Origin of the sequence: Nonomuraea typhae, assembly GCF_009760925.1 — a bacterium.
Classification (GTDB): Bacteria; Actinomycetota; Actinomycetes; order Streptosporangiales; family Streptosporangiaceae; genus Nonomuraea; species Nonomuraea typhae.
Genome location: NZ_VRLV01000018.1, coordinates 176,932 through 191,655, shown reverse-complemented (window position 1 = coordinate 191,655; position 14,724 = coordinate 176,932). Strand labels below are relative to the sequence as shown.

Here is a 14,724-nt window from a genome sequence, read left to right as displayed (position 1 = left end):
ATGCCGGACCGCGGCCGACCTGGCCCTGGTCCTCCCTACTCGGAAACCGGAGATTCCCGCATGGCAGCAGAAGGCGGCGTCCAGGCGGTGCGCCGGGCCATCGGCATCCTCGACTGCTTCGGCGGCGGGGACGCCTCGCTCAGCCTGTCCGATCTCTCACGCAGGATGGAGCTGTCCACCTCCACGACCCACCGCCTGGCCAGGACCCTGAGCGGAGCGGGTTTCCTGGAGCAGGAGGCGCGCACGGGCCACTACCGCCTGGGCCCGTCGGTCACCGAGCTGGGCCAGCTCTCCTTCCATCGGCGCGGCCTGCACCGGATCGCGCCCGAGCTGGCCGAGCTGGCCCGCGTCACCTCCGCCACCGTGGACCTGGCCGTGCGCAACGACCGGCACGCCGTCATCCTGGCCGGCGGCTCACTGAACCCCGACAGCGGCGCGGGCCTGCGCCGCCCCCTGCACTCCACCGCGCTGGGCAAGGTGCTGCTGGCCTGGGCGCCGGAAGGCCGGGCGGACGTGCGGGCGCTGGGCCCTCTGCCCGCGCTGACCGGACGCACCATCGTGGACCACGAAGAACTCCGTGCCGAGCTGCGGCGGGTCCGCGAGGCCGGATACGCGCTCAACGACGAGGAATCCCACGACGGTATCCGCACGATCGCGGTGCCGGTCCTCGACCGCGCCGACCACGTGCGGTACGCGCTGGCCGTCCGATCCACGCCCCGGGTCATGAGCGAGGCCAGGATCGGCTGGTTCGTGGCGCACGGCCGGGCCTGCGCGCGGGCGCTGGAGGTGCTCCTCCTTCCGCCCTCCGAGCGCAGGCCCCGCGTCGCGGACTAGGACAGCGGGCCGAAGAAGGTGTGGATCTCGCGCGAGACCTGCTCGGGCTCCTCGTGCGCCATGAAGTGACCGCCGCGCCCGGGCGTGCTCCAGTGGCGCAGGTCGGAGCACAGGCGCTCGGGCAGCGAGCGGGGCAGGCCGGCGAAGGCGGGCTCGCAGCTCAGCGTGACCGCGGCCGGGACCGAGATCGGCGGGACCGGGCGGTTGGCGGGGTAGTCGTAGTACTGGCGGAAGGAACTGCCGATGGTGCCGGTGGCCCAGTACAGGGTGGCCACCGTGCACAGGGTGTCCTTGTCCCACTTCCTCTCGAGGTCGCCGTCGCAGTCGCTCCAGTCGCGGTACTTGTCGATGATCCAGGCGATCAGCCCGGCGGGGGAGTCGGCCAGCGCGGCGGCGATCGTGTCCGGCCGGGTCCACATGATCTCGCTGTAGCCCTGGTCGCGGGCGTCGTAGGCGGCCAGATGGTCCAGGTACGCCTGCTCCTCGGGGGTGGCCGGCCGCTCGCTGAAGTCCGCGGTGAGCACCGCCGAAGTAACGTGCACGCCGATCACCGACTGCGGGTAGAGGGCGCCCAGCCATTGGGTGACCCCGCCGCCGATGTCCCCGCCGAAGGCGCCGAAGCGCTCGTAACCGAGCGTCTCGGTCATCAGCTTGTGCCAGATCTCGGCCACGCCGCGCCGGGTGAACTTCTCGCGGGGCAGCTCGGAGAAGGCGAAACCGGGCAACGAAGGGATCACCACATCGAACCGGTCGGTCAGCAGCGGCGCCACCCGGAGCATCTCCACGAAGCTGCTCGGCCAGCCGTGCGTCAGGACCAGGGGCGTACCGCCGCCGGGGCGCTCCGAGCGCAGATGCACGTAGTGCACCTTGCGGCCGGCGACCTCGGCGCGAAAGTGCGGGAAGGCGTTGAGCCCGGCCTCGGCCGCCCGCCAGTCGAACTCCCCGGCCCAGTAGGCGACCAGCTCACGCAGGTAGCCGGGATCGACGCCGGCCGCCCAGAAGGCCGAGTCGGAGGGCGTCGTGTAGAGGGTGCGGCGCAGGCGTTCCCGCAGGTCAACCAGGACATCGTCGGCCACGGAAATATCGAATGCCTCTATAGTCATGGTCCTTTATAATGCACATATGTCTACACCCCGGATGTCTTAACTCACACGCACGTTTCCCGCCACCTGTGTGTCCCTGAGCAGTTCCGGAGTGTCATCCCATGCTTACCTTCCGTGGGGTCGACGTGCGCGTCGGCGCCCGTCTTCTCCTTTCCGGCATCACCGCCCACATCGCCCCCGGCGACCGCATCGGCCTGGTCGGCCGCAACGGCGCGGGCAAGACCACCCTGCTGCGTACCCTGGCCGGGCAGCTGCCCGCCGCCGCGGGCACGATCAGCGCGAGCGGGCCGGTCGGCTACCTGCCGCAGGATCCTGCCGCCGCCGACCCGGCGATCACCGTCACCGACCGCATCCTGTCCGTGCGCGGCATGGACGCCGCCGTCCGCGAGCTGCGCGCCGCCGAGCAGGCGCTCGGCACCGGCGGCGAGCGGGAGATGGCCGGGTACGTGCGAGCCGAGGCCGAGTTCCAGGCGCGCGGCGGCTACCCGGCCGAGGCCGAGGCGGCCCGCGTGGCCGCCGGGCTCGGCCTGCCCGACCGGGTCATGACCAGGCCGCTCGGCACCCTGTCCGGCGGCCAGCGCCGCCGGGTCGAGCTGGCCCGCGTGCTCTTCTCCGACCGGGGCACGCTGCTGCTCGACGAGCCCACCAACCACCTCGACGGCGACTCCGTCGCGTGGCTGCGCGGCTTCCTGAGCGGCTACCCGAACGGCTTCGTCATGATCAGCCACGACACGGACCTGGTCGCCGACGTGGTCAACCGGGTGTGGCACCTCGACGCCGAGCACACCTCGCTGGAGGTGCACAACACCGGCTGGCACACCTACCTGGCCGACCGGGCCGCGGGCGAACGCCGCGACGCGCGCCACCGGGCCGTCGCCCAGCGCAAGGCCGCCGCCCTGCACGCCCAGGCGGACAAGATGCGGGCCAGGTCGTCCACCGCGACCCGGGCGCGGGACATGGCCCGGCGGGCAGACCGCATGCTGGCCGAGGTACGGCCGGCCCGCCGTACCTCGAAGGTGGCCAGGATCCGGCTGCCCGAGCCCGCCCCGAGCGGGCGCACCCCGCTGGGCGCGATCAGCCTGACCAAGGCGTACGGCGAGCTGGACGTGCTGACCGGGGTCGACCTGGCCGTGGACCGGGGCAGCCGGCTGGTCGTGCTCGGGTTCAACGGCGCCGGCAAGACCACGCTGCTGAGGCTGCTGGCCGGGCACGAACGGCCGGACTCCGGCCGGGTGGTGCACGGGCACGGGCTGCGGCTGGGCTACTTCGCCCAGGAGCACGACACGCTCGACCCGGAGCGCAGCGTCCGGCAGAACCTGGCCGACTGCGCGCCGCACCTGAGCGACGGCGAGGCGCGGACGGTGCTGGGCGCGTTCCTGTTCGGCGGTGACGACGCCGACAAGCCGGCCGGGGTGCTGTCGGGCGGCGAGAAGACGCGGCTGGCGCTGGCCGCGCTGGTCAGCTCGCGGGCCAACGTGCTGCTGCTGGACGAGCCGACCAACAACCTCGACCCGGCCTCGCGGGCGGAGGTGCTGGCGGCGGTCGGCGGCTACCGGGGCGCCGTGGTCATGGTCACCCACGACGAGGAGGCGGTCGAGGCGCTGCGGCCTGATCGGGTGCTCGTGCTGCCCGACGGCGTGGAGGATCTGTGGAACCCCGGCTACGCCGATCTGGTCACTCTGGCATGAGGCCGACCGCGTCGGCGTAGTAGTCCGATCCGGCCACGTGGAGGGCGATCTCGCGGAACGTCCACCCCTCACCCGGCGAGTCGTCGAGCAACTCGCCGGTGAGGGAGCCGAGGCGGACGGTCCAGATCCGGGCCAGCCTGGTCAGCCTGCTGACCGCCTCCTCGTAGTCCTCCTCGGTGAAGGGCGCCAGGTCCGCCGCCGTGGTGATCGTGGAGGCGTGCCAGGCGTCGGGGATCGCCGGGATGCCCACCAGGCGGGCCTCGATCTCGGCGAGGTGGTCGATCAGGTGGTCGGCCACCCGCCGGATCGCCTTGTGCGGGGTGTAGACGCGGTCGTCGATCGGGCGGGGCACGCCGTCCCAGCGGGTCCAGGTCTCGGCCAGCGTGAGGACGTGCTCCACCATCTCGGTCACCGCGATCGCGGGGTCTCGGTCGGTCATGGGCGCACGCTATGGCCGGAACACTTAACGCAGGATGGAAGGATCCATGTCATGGAATACATCCGTTTGGGGAACAGCGGGCTGAAGGTGTCCCGGGTGTGCCAGGGCATGATGAGCTTCGGCGATCCGGCGCTGCTGGACTGGTTCGTGCCCGAGGAGACCGCCGAGGTGATCGTACGGCGGGCCGCCGAGGGCGGGGTGACGTTCTTCGACACCGCCGACATGTACAGCACGGGCGGGAGCGAGGTGATCACGGGGAACGTGCTGCGGCGTGTCTTCCCGCGGCGCGAGGACTACGTGCTGGCCACCAAGGTCTTCTTCCCGATGGGCGAGGGCCAGAACGACGGCGGTCTGTCGCGCAAGCACATCATGGCCGCGATCGACGCCTCGCTGGAGCGGCTCGGCACCGACTACGTGGATCTCTACCAGATCCACCGCTGGGACGAGGAGACGCCCATCGAGGAGACCATGCTGGCGCTGCACGACCTGGTGCGCTCCGGCAAGGTCCGCTACCTCGGCGCCTCCTCGATGAGCGCCTGGCAGTTCGCCAAGGCCCAGCACGTGGCCGAGCTCAACGGGTGGACCAAGTTCGTCTCCATGCAGAACCACTACAACCTCCTCTACCGCGAGGAGGAGCGCGAGATGCTGCCGCTCTGCCGTGACCAGGGCGTCGGCGTGATCCCGTGGGGACCCCTGGACCGCGGCGTGCTGGCCCGCCCGGCGGCGGCCGAGGCGCGGACCACGCGCAGCGCCAGCGACGGGCGCATTCCGGCCGCCTACGAGAGCGCCAACAACCGGGAGATCCTCGACCGGCTGGTCCAGCTGTCGGCCGAGCGGGAGCTGCCCCCGGCCCAGGTGGCGCTGGCCTGGCTTCTGCACCAGCCCGGCCTGACCGCGCCGGTCGTCGGCGCCACGAAGGAGGCGCAGGTCGACGACGCGGTGGCCGCGGTGGACGTGGTGCTGACCGACAAGGAGGTGGCCTTCCTGGCCGAGCCGTACCGGGCCAGGGAGTTCGAGGGTTAGCCCTTGGTGCGGGCATAGTGGCGGGCCACCCGCACCCGGTTGCCGCACCCGGGTGAGCACCACTCGCGGCGCGGGTGCTCCTTGAGGAAGAACTGCACGCACCCGGGCGCGCCACACGGCCGGACCCGCTCCCGGTCGGGCCCCGACAGCAGCAGCACCGCGTGCCCGGCCACCTCCGCCAGCGCGGCCGGCACGGGCGGCCCGCTCGTCCGCACCTCTGCCGAGGGCGGGTCGCCCCAGGACAGCTCGTGCCAGCGCGGCGCCGACCGGGCCGCCTCGTTGAGCGCGCGCACGTGCTCGCCGGCGGGCCCGGCTCCGGCCATCAGTCCGCGTACGGCGTCGCGGGCCCGCCGGGCGGCGGCGGCCTCATGCTCGCCGACGGCCGCGAGCGCGTCCTCGTCGAGCCGGATCTCCAGGTACGGCCGCATCTCGCGCAACCACGCGGCCAGCCCGGCGGGCGTGCCCAGCGCGTCACCGGTGGAGGCGCGGACGGTGTTGGCGAAGGCGACGGCGATGTGAACCACCCTGCTAATGCTATCGCCATCTTGCATCCATTAGCTCGCTAATGTTTTCATTAGGCGTCATCCATTAGAGAGGAAGGCGCCCCGTGGCATTCCAGACTGGGCACATCGGGCTCAACGTCACCGAGCTCGACCGGTCCATCGACTTCTACTGCCAGATCTTCGGCCTCACCCTGAACGGCCGCACCGACGGCGACGGCTGGAGCTACGCCCGGCTCGGCACCAGCGACACGCTCGTGCTCACCCTGTGGCGGCAGAGCTCCGGCCGCTTCGCCACGGACCGCCCCGGGCTGCACCACCTGTCCTTCGAAGCCCCCGGCGTGCCGGAACTGGAGGCCGTCCTGGCCCGGCTGCGCGAGCTGAACGTGCCCCTCCACCACGACGGCCTGGCCGCCCACCGCGAGGGCGGCGAGTCGGGCGGGGTGTTCTTCGAAGACCCGGACGGCACCCGGCTCGAGATCTACGTGACCAAGGGCCTCACCGCCCCCGCACCCCACGGCGAGGCTCCGACCTGCGGGTTCTTCTAGCCATGGGCATCCACCCGGGCGAGGTCGCCGCCCAGCGCCGCACCGGCGTCACCAAGCCGCTCGGCTCGGCCCGCGCGCGGGCCGAGATACCGGAGGTCGCCCAGGAGTTCCTGCGGCGCCAGCGCATGCTCGTCATCGGTACGGCCGGCCACGACGGAACCACGCGCGCCGGCCTGCTGACCGGCGCGCCCGGGTTCATCGAGCCCCTCGGCCCGGCCACGCTGGCCGTCCACGCCGCCCCGCCCTTCGACCTGGGCGAGGAGATCGGCACGCTGGCCATCGAGCCGTGGAGCAGGCGGCGCATGCGGGTCAACGGCCGCGTCCGGCGGGAAGCCGGGCGGCTGGTCATCGAGTCCGACCAGGCCATCGCCAACTGCCCCAAGTACATCCAGGCCCGCGAGATCGCCGCCGTGGTGCCCGGAGCCGCCCGCCGTACCGCGGAAGGCACGCACCTCACCGAGGGACAGCAGAGCTGGGTCGCGGCGGCGGACACCTTCTTCATCGCCACCCGGGCCGACGGCCAGGGCGCCGACGTCTCCCATCGCGGCGGCCCGCCCGGCTTCGTGCAGGTTCTCGGCCCGCGGCGGCTGCGCTGGGCGGACTACACGGGCAACTTCATGTTCCTCACCCTCGGCAACCTGGAGCTGGAACCGGCCGCCGGGCTGCTGTTCGTCGACTGGGAGCACGGGCACACGCTGCGCGTCGGCGGCCGGGCCACGGTCGACTGGGAGGGAGAGCGGCGCACGATCGACTTCGCCGTGGAGGAGGTCGCCGAGACGACCGGTGACAGCCCGCTGCGCTGGAGGTTCCTGGAACCCTCGCCGTTCAACCCCGGATAGATCACGTGTAGGTTGCGGGAATGGAGCACGTGACCTCGGCCGACGGAACCGTCATCGCCTTCGACCGCATCGGCGACGGCCCGGCGCTCATCGTGCTCGGCGGCGCCCTGTGCTCCCGCGCCACCACCCGCCCCCACGCCGCGGCGCTGGCCGCGTACTTCCAGGTCATCAACGCCGACCGGCGCGGCAAAGGCGACAGCGGCGACACCCCGCCCTATGCCGTCGAGCGCGAGATCGAGGACGTGGCCGCGCTCGTCGCCGTGGCCGGGGGAACGGCGGCGCTCTACGGGCACTCCTCCGGCGCCGGGCTGGCGCTGGAGGCCGCGGCCTCGGGGATCCCGCTGACCGGGCTGGTGCTGCACGAACCGCCCTACGCGCCCGCGCCCGACCCCGAGTCCGCCGCGCACACCGCGCGGATCACCGAGCTGCTCGCGCAAGGGCGACGGGAGGAGGCCGTCGACCTGCACATGTCCGGCTCCGGCCGCCCGGACGAGGCGGTGGCGGGGATGCACGCCGAGCCCTGGTGGCCCGAGGCCGTCGCTCTCGCGCACACGCTGCTCTACGACTACGCCTGCCTGGGAGACGACCTGGTGCCCACGGCCTCGGCCGCGCGGATCAGGGTGCCGACGCTGGTCATCGGGGGTGGCGACAGCCCCGAGTGGATGGTCGAGGTGGGGCTGCGGGTGGCCGAGGCGGTTCCCCGCGGACGGCACGTGGTCCTCAAGGGCCAGGGACACGTGGCCGCGCCCGAGGTGCTGGCGCCGGTGGTCGCGGAGTTCCTGCGTACGACTTAGGCCGTATGCCGGGCCGGGGCGTTCGCCTTCCGGGCAATGTGCGGGGCGCGGTCCCGCTCCTAGCGTCGGCCGCATGACCGATAGCTACCTCCGCGGCCTCGGCCTTCTCCTGGTCGCCGCCGCACTCGTGCTGCTGCGCTTTCCCGAGATGCTGCTCGACCCGCCCTCGTACGCGGGCGCCCCGGTCAGGGGCGGCCTCACGCTTCTCCTGCTCGCCTCCGGCGCCGTGCTCGTGGTGCTCGCGCGCCGCCTGGACGGCGGGCGCCGGATCGCCACCGCCGCCGGCGTCTGCTGGGGCGCGGGCGCGCTGGGCGTGGCCTGGGACGGCACCGCGGTGTCGTGGATCTCCTACGCCGCCGCCGCGATCGCCGCCCCGGCCCTGCTGGCCGTATGGACGGTGATCATCGTGCGGGCCGCGGCGCGCGGCCGGGTGCTCGGCCTGCTCGGGGCGGTCGGGCTGCTGCTGGTCGCCGCACGGTCCGCGGTGTGGGCGCTCAACGCGCTGCTCCCGCCCGACCGCGGCTTCTACCTCACCTCGGCGATCCTCACCGTGGCCGCGCTGCTCGCCTTCCCCCTCTGGGCGGCGTGGCTGATGCGCGGGAAGCTGCTCGCCTGGGTGCTGGCCCCCGTCCTCGTCGCCGTCTCCATCGGGCTGGCGCCCGCGCCCCGCGGCCAGGGCGCCCCCGCCGTGCCGAGCGCCGTCGGGTCGCTGTTCTACCTGATGACGATGGCCGTCCCCGGCCTCGTGCCCATGCCCGCCGACCTCACCGAACTGGCCGCCGACCGGCGCCGCGACCAGGTCACCCCGCCCGACCTGCCGCCGGGCACCACGATGTGGAAGGCCGACGCCGACGGCGTGCCCGCCGAGCGCATCTGCGCCCGCGGCGCCACCACCCGGCAGATGATCCTCTACCTGCCCGGCGGCGGCTTCATCGAGCCCGCGGGCAACGGCCCCCGCCACTTCGCCGCCGCCCTCTCCCGGGAAACCGCCGCCTGTGTGCTGCTCGCCCACTACCGCCTGGCGCCGGAACACCCCTACCCGGCCGCCCTCCAGGACAGCGTCCGCGCCTACCACTGGCTGCTGCGGCAGGGTGCCGCGCGCCTGGCCGTCGTGGGCGACTCGGCGGGCGGCAACCTCACGCTGGCGACCGCGCTGTCGCTGCGCGGCAGTGGTACGGCGCAGCCGTCCGCCCTCGTGTCGGTCTCCGGCATCACCGACCTGTCGATGACCGGCCCGACCTTCCGCACGCTCACGGACCGCGATCCGGTGCTGACCCCCGGCACCCGCAAGCTCACCTTCGACAGCTACACCCGCGGCGGCACGGCCGACCTGCGCGACCCGCTGCTGTCGCCGCTGCACGCCGACCTGACCGGACTGCCGCCGACCCTGCTCATGGCCGGCAGCCAAGAGGTGCTGCTCAGCGACACGACCCGGCTCGGCGACCGGCTGCGGCAGGCAGGGGTGCCCGGGGAGACGCAGGTCTGGCCCGGGATGGTGCACGCCTGGCCGCTGGTGGTCGAGGAGGCGCCGGAGAGCGGCATGGCCATCGGGCAGATCGCCGGCTTCGTCTCGCGGAGCTGGTCAGCCGTACGATGATGGACATGCCGGATCGCTGGTGGCCGGTCGCGCTCTACTGGAGCGTGATCGTGGTGGCCTTCGCCCTGGTGTGGTCACGCGTGCTGAACCCGGCGCTGCTGCTCGGCCCGATGGCGGCCGCGTACCTGGTCGCCCGGTACGGTCCCCGCCGCCACCTGTGGGCGGCCTGGCTCCCCGCGGTGCCGTTCGTGGCCGGATGGGTGACGAACGGCGGGCCCTGGTGGGACGCGGTCATGATCGTCGCCGGGTTCGGGGGCTGTCTGCTGCTGGGGGTGACCCTCCAGACCCGGCGCGCCTACCTCGGGGCGCTGGAGGAACGTGCCCGCTGGCTGGAGCGCGACCGCGAGCAGCAGTCCCTCATCACCGCCGCCGCCGAACGCGCCCGGATCGCCCGCGAGGTGCACGACGTCCTGGCGCACAACCTCGCGGTGATGGTCGCGCTGGCCGACGGGGCCAAGGCCGCGGCAGCCGTACCGGAACGCTCGGCCGACCTGATCACCAAGGTGTCCGTGACGGGAAGGGAGGCGCTGGCGGAGGTGCGCAGGCTCGTCGGGGTGCTGCGCGACGGCGAGGCCGCCGCCCTGGAGCTGGACACGCTGGCCGAGCAGGTGCGCGAGGCCGGGCTGCCGGTGACGCTGATCCGCGACGGCGCGGTGCCCGGGCACCTGGATCTCGTGGTGTACAGGCTGGTTCAGGAGGCGCTCACCAACACGCTCAAGCACGCGGGCGCGGGCGCCGCGGCCACCGTGCGCGTACGGCGTGGCCCGGCGTGCGTGGAGGTGGAGATCGTCGACGACGGCCGGGGCGCCCGGCGGGGTGCCGCCGGCCACGGCCTGGCCGGGATGCGGGAGCGCGCCGCCTCCTTCGGCGGCGAGGTGGAGGCCGGGCCGCTGCCCGGCGGCGGCTGGCGGGTCCGCGTCCGGCTGCCGGTGCCGTCATGACGATCCGGGTGCTGCTGGCCGACGACCAGCCCTGGCTGCGGCTGGGCTTCCGGGCGGTGCTGGAGCAGGAGCCCGACCTCGAGGTGGTCGGCGAGGCCGGGGACGGCGCCCAGGCCGTGGCCCAGACCCGGGCGCTGCGCCCGGACGTCGTCCTCATGGACGTCCGCATGCCCGCGATGGACGGGATCGAGGCCACGCAGCGCATCGCCGACTCCGGCTCGGCGGCCCGGGTGCTCGTGCTGACCACGTTCGACCTGGACGAGTACGTGTATGCCGCCCTGCGCGCCGGAGCCAGCGGCTTCCTGCTCAAGGACGCCCTCCCGGCGGAACTGCTGAACGCCATCCGCGTGGTCGCCTCCGGTGAGGCGGCCGTCGCCCCGGGGGTGCTGCGCCGGCTGATCTCCGCCTTCGCCGCCCAGGCGCCGCAGGAGACGGCGGCCAGGACGCCACTCGACGCCCTGGCCGCCCTGACCGCCCGGGAGCGGGACGTGCTGCTGGAGCTGGCCCGCGCCCGCTCCAACGCCGAGATCGGCGCCCGGCTGCACATCACGGAGGCCACCGTGAAGGTCCACGTCGGCCGTGTCCTGACCAAGCTGGGCCTGCGCGACCGCGCCCACGCAGTGGTCTTCGCCTACGAGAACGGCGTCATCCGCACCGGCGCCTCCTAACGGCGGCCGATCGCCTGGGCGAGACTCCTGCTCGCCCTCCTGAGTCTCGCGTGGAGATCGGGCAGCGTGCGACTCAGGTGCATGCGTCCTCCCGTGCGGCCGAAAGCGGAGGGATCCTGTCGTGCCAGGGCACGGCCTGCTCCAGCCGGCTCGCGACGCGGATGAGCAGGTCTTCCCGGCCGTACCCGGCGACCACCTGAACCCCGATGGGCAGCCCGTCCGCGCTGTGCCCGAGCGGCAGGCTGATCGCGGGCTGCCCGGTGACGTTGAACGGCGGCGTGAACGGCCCGTACGCGAACTGCGCGCGCACGAAGCCGGCGACCGGCTGATCGGGATCGTCGTAGCGCAGCGTGCCGTGCGGCAGCGGCAGCCGGGCGAGAGACGGCGTCACGAGCAGGTCGTAGCCGGTGAAGAAGGCGCCCACGCTCCTGCTGACCCGGTTCTGCGCATCGAAGGCGGCCACCAGTTCCAGGACGCTCAACCGCGCCGCCTCCTCGAACAGCCGCCGCGACATCCCCTCCAGCAGGGACGGGTCCGGCGGCCGGGGCGCGTGCCGGAAGACTCCGGCCAGGAAGGCCAGCTGCGGCGCGACCAGCGCCTCGATGACGTCCTCCCACTCAAGGGCGGGACGGGCGGCCTCGACCTGGTGTCCCTGCTCCTCCAGCAGCCGGGCCATCGCCAGGGCGGCTTCCGCCACCTCGGCCTCGACCGGCACACCCGACCAGGCTTCGGTGGTGACCGCGACGCGCAGCCGCCCGGGATCGGCGCCGAGCTCGTCCTGGTACGGCCGCGCCGGCGGTGGGGCGGTGTACTTGTCCCCGGCGGCCGGCCCGTGGACCGCGTCCAGCAGGTGAGCCGTGTCGCGGACGGTCCGGGTGACGGCGAAGGCGCAGGAGAGCCCGAAGACCGGCTCGCCCAGGTCGGGCCCGCAGGGTGTGCGCCCGCGCGACGGCATGAGCCCGACCAGCCCGCAGCAGGAGGCGGGGACGCGGATGGAACCGGCGCCGTCGCTGGCATGGGCGATGGGCACGGCCCCGGCCGCCACGAGCGCGGCGGAGCCGCCGCTGGACCCGCCCGCTCCGCGCCCGGTGTGCCACGGGTTGCGGGTGGGCCCGGTTCTCACCGGCTCGGTGCTGAAGCCGAGGCTCATCTCGGGCATCGTGGTCAGGCCGAGCGTGGCCAGCCCGGCGGCGCGGAAGCGGCGCATGAGCTCGGAGTCGTGCCGGGCGGGGACGCCGGCGCCGAGGCTGCGGCTGCCCATGAAGAAGGGCACGCCCGCCGCCATGGGACCGATGTCCTTGATGAGGAAGGGGACGCCGGCCAGCGGCCCGTCGGCGGCGTGCGCGAGCGTGGTCTCGAACAGCGGGGTGGCCAGGGCGTTGAGCCGGCCGTTCACCCGGCCGATGGCCGTGCGGGCGAGGCTTTCCACCTCGGCCGCGGAGATCTCGCCGGCCCTGATCAGCTCGCTGAGGGCGACAGCGTCATACCTCACGTATTCATGAAATTTCACGAGGAATCCGTTTCTCGATGGGGATGCGTGGGGGGCAGCACGAAGTGAGCTGCCGTCGGAACGCAGCGGAATCGAGGTGGATCTACGCTCGGTACATCTCCGTCATGATGACCGCCCCGGGCGGCGGCCGTCGAGCGATTTAGCCGTCACAGCTCCTTCGGCGGCGCGGTGAAGCGCACGTCGGCGCCCGAGCGCGGCAGGTCGATCTCGTCGCCCAGGGCGTGCTCGGCGACCCTGGCCACGACCGCCGCCGGGATGTCGTCCAGGTCGTAGGTGCCGTGGGCGTCGTGGGGGAGCGCCACCTCGTAGTCGTGCCGCAACGCCGTACGAGCGGTCGCGCTCACGCACATCTCCGACAGCAACCCGCAGATCGTCAGCCGCTCCACCCCGCGCTCCTCCAGCAACGAGCCCAGGACGGTGTCCTCGAAGCCGTCGTCGTCGGTCTTCCTCAGGACCTGCTCACCCGGCTCGGCCAGCACCAGCTCCCACCCCGGCGTGCCCGGCTCGTCCGGCTCGCCCTCGGGGCCGTCGTTCTGCAGGTGCACGATCAGCGCCCCTGCCCGGCGGGCGCGGGTCAGCAGGCCGGTCACCGTCGCGGCCAGGGCGTCCGCGCCGGGGATCGCCGCCGGTCCACTGAGGAATCCTTGCTGCATGTCGATGACGACGAGGGCTTCAGCGGTAAAGGTCATCGGACCATCGTAGATAGCCCGCGGCTATCCGCCCGCCAGCGCGGCGAGCAGGTGGTCCTCCGTCACGTCGGGTCCGGTGAGCTGATGGGTGATGGCGCCGTCGCGCAGCACCACGACGGAGTCGCAGTTGTCGACCAGCTCGCCCACGTCCGAGGAGATCAGGAGGATCGCCAGCCCGTCGACGGCCAGCTCGTCCAGGAGGGCCTGGATCTCCCTCTTGCTGGCCAGGTCCACGCCTCTGCTCGGCTCGTCGAGCAGGAGCACCTTGGGCTGCATGGCCAGCCATCTGGCCAGCAGCACCTTCTGCTGGTTGCCGCCCGAGAGCTCGCCGGCGGGCTGGCGCGGGGAGGCGGCCTTGATGCCGAGCCGTTTCATGAAGGTGGAGACGATCCTGTCGATCTGGGTGTCGGCCACGATGCCGGCATGGGACAGGCGGGGGAGGGCGGCCAGCGCGATGTTGTCGCGGACCGACAGGTTGGGGACGATGCCCTCGGTGGTCCGGTTCTCCGGCACCAGGCCCACTCCGGCCCTGATGGCGCTGCGGATGGACCACTTCCTGCTGGCCGTGCCGGACACGGTGACCTGACCGGACTCGACGGGCAGGGCGCCGGCGATGGCCCGGGCGGTCTCGCTGCGACCGGCGCCGAGCAGGCCGCCGAGGCCGATGACCTCGCCGGGGCGCATCGCCAGCGAGACTCCGGCGAGCACGTGGGACCTGGTCAGGCCCTTGGCCTCCAGAACCGGCAGGTCGGCGGGCTCGTCCACGGGCCAGCTCTCCGCGGGGGCGTCCAAGGGGTGGAAGGGGCGGCCCAGCATCAGGGAGACGAGACGGAGCCGGTCGAGCCCGGCCAGCGGGCCGGTGTGGACCACGCGGCCCTCGCGCAGGACCGTGACCCGGTCGCAGATCTCGTAGAGCTCCTCCAGGCGGTGCGTCACGTAGATCACCGCCCGGCCCTCCTCGCGTAAGCGGGTCACGGCGGCCAGCAGGGTCTGGAGCTCGCGGTGTTCCAGGACCGTGGCGGGCTCGTCCATGATGACCAGCCGCGCGTCCGCGCAGGCGGCTCTGGCCAGCGCCACGAGCTGCTGGGCGCCGGGGGTGAGGGAGCCGAGCGGATGGCGGGAGCCGACGCGTAAGCCGTACTGGGACAGGACCTCGTCCGCGCGGGCGTGCATGGCGGTGAAGTCGATCAGCCCGAACCGGCCGCGCGGCTCGTCGCCGAGGAACAGGTTGCGGGCGATGCTCATGGTCGGCACCAGGCCGCTCTCCTGGTGGACGGTGGCGATGCCGGCCCGCCTGGCCTGCGCGGGGGAGGCGAACCTGACCGGCTCGCCCAGATAGCGGACCTGGCCCGCGTCCGGCTGGTAGACGCCGGAGATCACCTTGACCAGGGTGGACTTGCCCGCCCCGTTGCCGCCGATGACCGCGTGGACCGACCCCGCGCGTACGGCGAGCGTCACGTGGTCGAGTGCGGGGATGCCCTGGAAGGTCTTGAGAACGCCTGCAAGTTGAAGCACGGTTGCCTCCACCCGATGGTGGCCACAGTAAGAAAC

Annotated in this window: 15 protein-coding genes; 9 read left to right on the top strand and 6 right to left on the bottom strand. The window is 73.2% G+C overall.

Annotated features, from left to right (window positions below):
- Positions 1-60: 60 nt before the first annotated feature.
- On the top strand, positions 61-834 hold the full coding sequence (locus FVE25_RS45600) for an IclR family transcriptional regulator (protein ID WP_246268485.1): 774 nt from the start codon (positions 61-63) through the stop codon (positions 832-834).
- On the opposite strand, the gene FVE25_RS45595 is transcribed toward FVE25_RS45600, so the two are convergent.
- Complete coding sequence (locus FVE25_RS45595; protein WP_157253765.1) at positions 831-1,937, bottom strand: epoxide hydrolase family protein; 1,107 nt, start codon at positions 1,935-1,937, stop codon at positions 831-833. The two genes, FVE25_RS45600 and FVE25_RS45595, sit on opposite strands and share 4 nt — an antisense overlap.
- 101 nt (positions 1,938-2,038) lie before the next feature.
- Between FVE25_RS45595 and FVE25_RS45590 the strand changes: the two genes are divergently transcribed.
- The gene (locus FVE25_RS45590; protein ID WP_157253764.1) at positions 2,039-3,625 is read left to right on the top strand and encodes an ABC-F family ATP-binding cassette domain-containing protein; all 1,587 of its coding nucleotides are present in this window, start codon (positions 2,039-2,041) and stop codon (positions 3,623-3,625) included.
- Here FVE25_RS45590 and FVE25_RS45585 read toward each other — a convergent pair.
- Positions 3,612-4,064, bottom strand: a complete 453-nt coding sequence (locus tag FVE25_RS45585) for a hypothetical protein (RefSeq protein ID WP_157253763.1) — start codon at positions 4,062-4,064, stop codon at positions 3,612-3,614. The genes FVE25_RS45590 and FVE25_RS45585 overlap by 14 nt on opposite strands.
- 51 nt (positions 4,065-4,115) lie before the next feature.
- Here FVE25_RS45585 and FVE25_RS45580 point away from each other — a divergent pair, with 51 nt between their 5' ends.
- A complete protein-coding gene (locus tag FVE25_RS45580) occupies positions 4,116-5,087 on the top strand; it encodes an aldo/keto reductase (protein ID WP_157253762.1) in 972 nt (323 codons plus the stop codon).
- Here FVE25_RS45580 and FVE25_RS45575 read toward each other — a convergent pair.
- Positions 5,084-5,611: a CGNR zinc finger domain-containing protein gene (locus FVE25_RS45575; RefSeq protein ID WP_246268483.1), complete on the bottom strand. Its 528-nt coding sequence runs from the start codon at positions 5,609-5,611 to the stop codon at positions 5,084-5,086. The two genes, FVE25_RS45580 and FVE25_RS45575, sit on opposite strands and share 4 nt — an antisense overlap.
- An 83-nt stretch (positions 5,612-5,694) precedes the next feature.
- On the opposite strand from FVE25_RS45575, the gene FVE25_RS45570 reads away from it, so the two are divergent.
- The 6 genes from FVE25_RS45570 (at position 5,695) to FVE25_RS45545 (ending at position 10,974) form a co-directional block, all read left to right on the top strand.
- The gene (locus tag FVE25_RS45570; protein ID WP_157253760.1) at positions 5,695-6,135 is read left to right on the top strand and encodes a VOC family protein; all 441 of its coding nucleotides are present in this window, start codon (positions 5,695-5,697) and stop codon (positions 6,133-6,135) included.
- A 2-nt stretch (positions 6,136-6,137) separates the two neighbouring features.
- Positions 6,138-6,974, top strand: a complete 837-nt coding sequence (locus FVE25_RS45565; protein ID WP_157253759.1) for a pyridoxamine 5'-phosphate oxidase family protein — start codon at positions 6,138-6,140, stop codon at positions 6,972-6,974.
- Positions 6,975-6,994: 20 nt separating this feature from the next.
- Complete coding sequence (locus tag FVE25_RS45560) at positions 6,995-7,768, top strand: alpha/beta fold hydrolase (protein WP_157253758.1); 774 nt, start codon at positions 6,995-6,997, stop codon at positions 7,766-7,768.
- A gap of 73 nt (positions 7,769-7,841) precedes the next feature.
- Complete coding sequence (locus tag FVE25_RS45555; protein ID WP_157253757.1) at positions 7,842-9,365, top strand: alpha/beta hydrolase; 1,524 nt, start codon at positions 7,842-7,844, stop codon at positions 9,363-9,365.
- Positions 9,366-9,370: 5 nt separating this feature from the next.
- Positions 9,371-10,306 (top strand): sensor histidine kinase, encoded by a 936-nt coding sequence (locus FVE25_RS45550; protein WP_157253756.1) that lies wholly within the window; start codon positions 9,371-9,373, stop codon positions 10,304-10,306.
- Positions 10,303-10,974, top strand: coding sequence for a response regulator (locus FVE25_RS45545; protein WP_157253755.1), 672 nt, complete (start codon positions 10,303-10,305; stop codon positions 10,972-10,974). Before FVE25_RS45550 ends, FVE25_RS45545 begins: the two co-directional genes overlap by 4 nt.
- Positions 10,975-11,047: 73 nt before the next feature.
- Here FVE25_RS45545 and FVE25_RS45540 read toward each other — a convergent pair whose 3' ends face one another.
- From FVE25_RS45540 to FVE25_RS45530, 3 genes are all read right to left on the bottom strand, one after another.
- The gene (locus FVE25_RS45540; protein WP_246268475.1) at positions 11,048-12,466 is read right to left on the bottom strand and encodes an amidase; all 1,419 of its coding nucleotides are present in this window, start codon (positions 12,464-12,466) and stop codon (positions 11,048-11,050) included.
- A gap of 164 nt (positions 12,467-12,630) precedes the next feature.
- The gene (locus FVE25_RS45535; protein ID WP_157253753.1) at positions 12,631-13,173 is read right to left on the bottom strand and encodes an isochorismatase family protein; all 543 of its coding nucleotides are present in this window, start codon (positions 13,171-13,173) and stop codon (positions 12,631-12,633) included.
- 24 nt (positions 13,174-13,197) lie between these two features.
- The gene (locus tag FVE25_RS45530) at positions 13,198-14,688 is read right to left on the bottom strand and encodes a sugar ABC transporter ATP-binding protein (protein WP_157253752.1); all 1,491 of its coding nucleotides are present in this window, start codon (positions 14,686-14,688) and stop codon (positions 13,198-13,200) included.
- Positions 14,689-14,724 lie beyond the last annotated feature (36 nt).

What these genes read in the sequence shown, in the direction of transcription:
- FVE25_RS45545 (WP_157253755.1), top strand. Translation starts at nt 10,303, where the DNA reads ATGACGATCCGGGTGCTGCTGGCCGACGACCAGCCCTGGCTGCGGCTG.
- FVE25_RS45550 (WP_157253756.1), top strand. Translation starts at nt 9,371, where the DNA reads ATGCCGGATCGCTGGTGGCCGGTCGCGCTCTACTGGAGCGTGATCGTG.
- FVE25_RS45560 (WP_157253758.1), top strand. Translation starts at nt 6,995, where the DNA reads ATGGAGCACGTGACCTCGGCCGACGGAACCGTCATCGCCTTCGACCGC.
- FVE25_RS45585 (WP_157253763.1), bottom strand. Translation starts at nt 4,064, where the DNA reads ATGACCGACCGAGACCCCGCGATCGCGGTGACCGAGATGGTGGAGCAC.
- FVE25_RS45600 (WP_246268485.1), top strand. Translation starts at nt 61, where the DNA reads ATGGCAGCAGAAGGCGGCGTCCAGGCGGTGCGCCGGGCCATCGGCATC.
- FVE25_RS45555 (WP_157253757.1), top strand. Translation starts at nt 7,842, where the DNA reads ATGACCGATAGCTACCTCCGCGGCCTCGGCCTTCTCCTGGTCGCCGCC.
- FVE25_RS45565 (WP_157253759.1), top strand. Translation starts at nt 6,138, where the DNA reads ATGGGCATCCACCCGGGCGAGGTCGCCGCCCAGCGCCGCACCGGCGTC.
- FVE25_RS45590 (WP_157253764.1), top strand. Translation starts at nt 2,039, where the DNA reads ATGCTTACCTTCCGTGGGGTCGACGTGCGCGTCGGCGCCCGTCTTCTC.
- FVE25_RS45595 (WP_157253765.1), bottom strand. Translation starts at nt 1,937, where the DNA reads ATGACTATAGAGGCATTCGATATTTCCGTGGCCGACGATGTCCTGGTT.
- FVE25_RS45535 (WP_157253753.1), bottom strand. Translation starts at nt 13,173, where the DNA reads ATGACCTTTACCGCTGAAGCCCTCGTCGTCATCGACATGCAGCAAGGA.
- FVE25_RS45580 (WP_157253762.1), top strand. Translation starts at nt 4,116, where the DNA reads ATGGAATACATCCGTTTGGGGAACAGCGGGCTGAAGGTGTCCCGGGTG.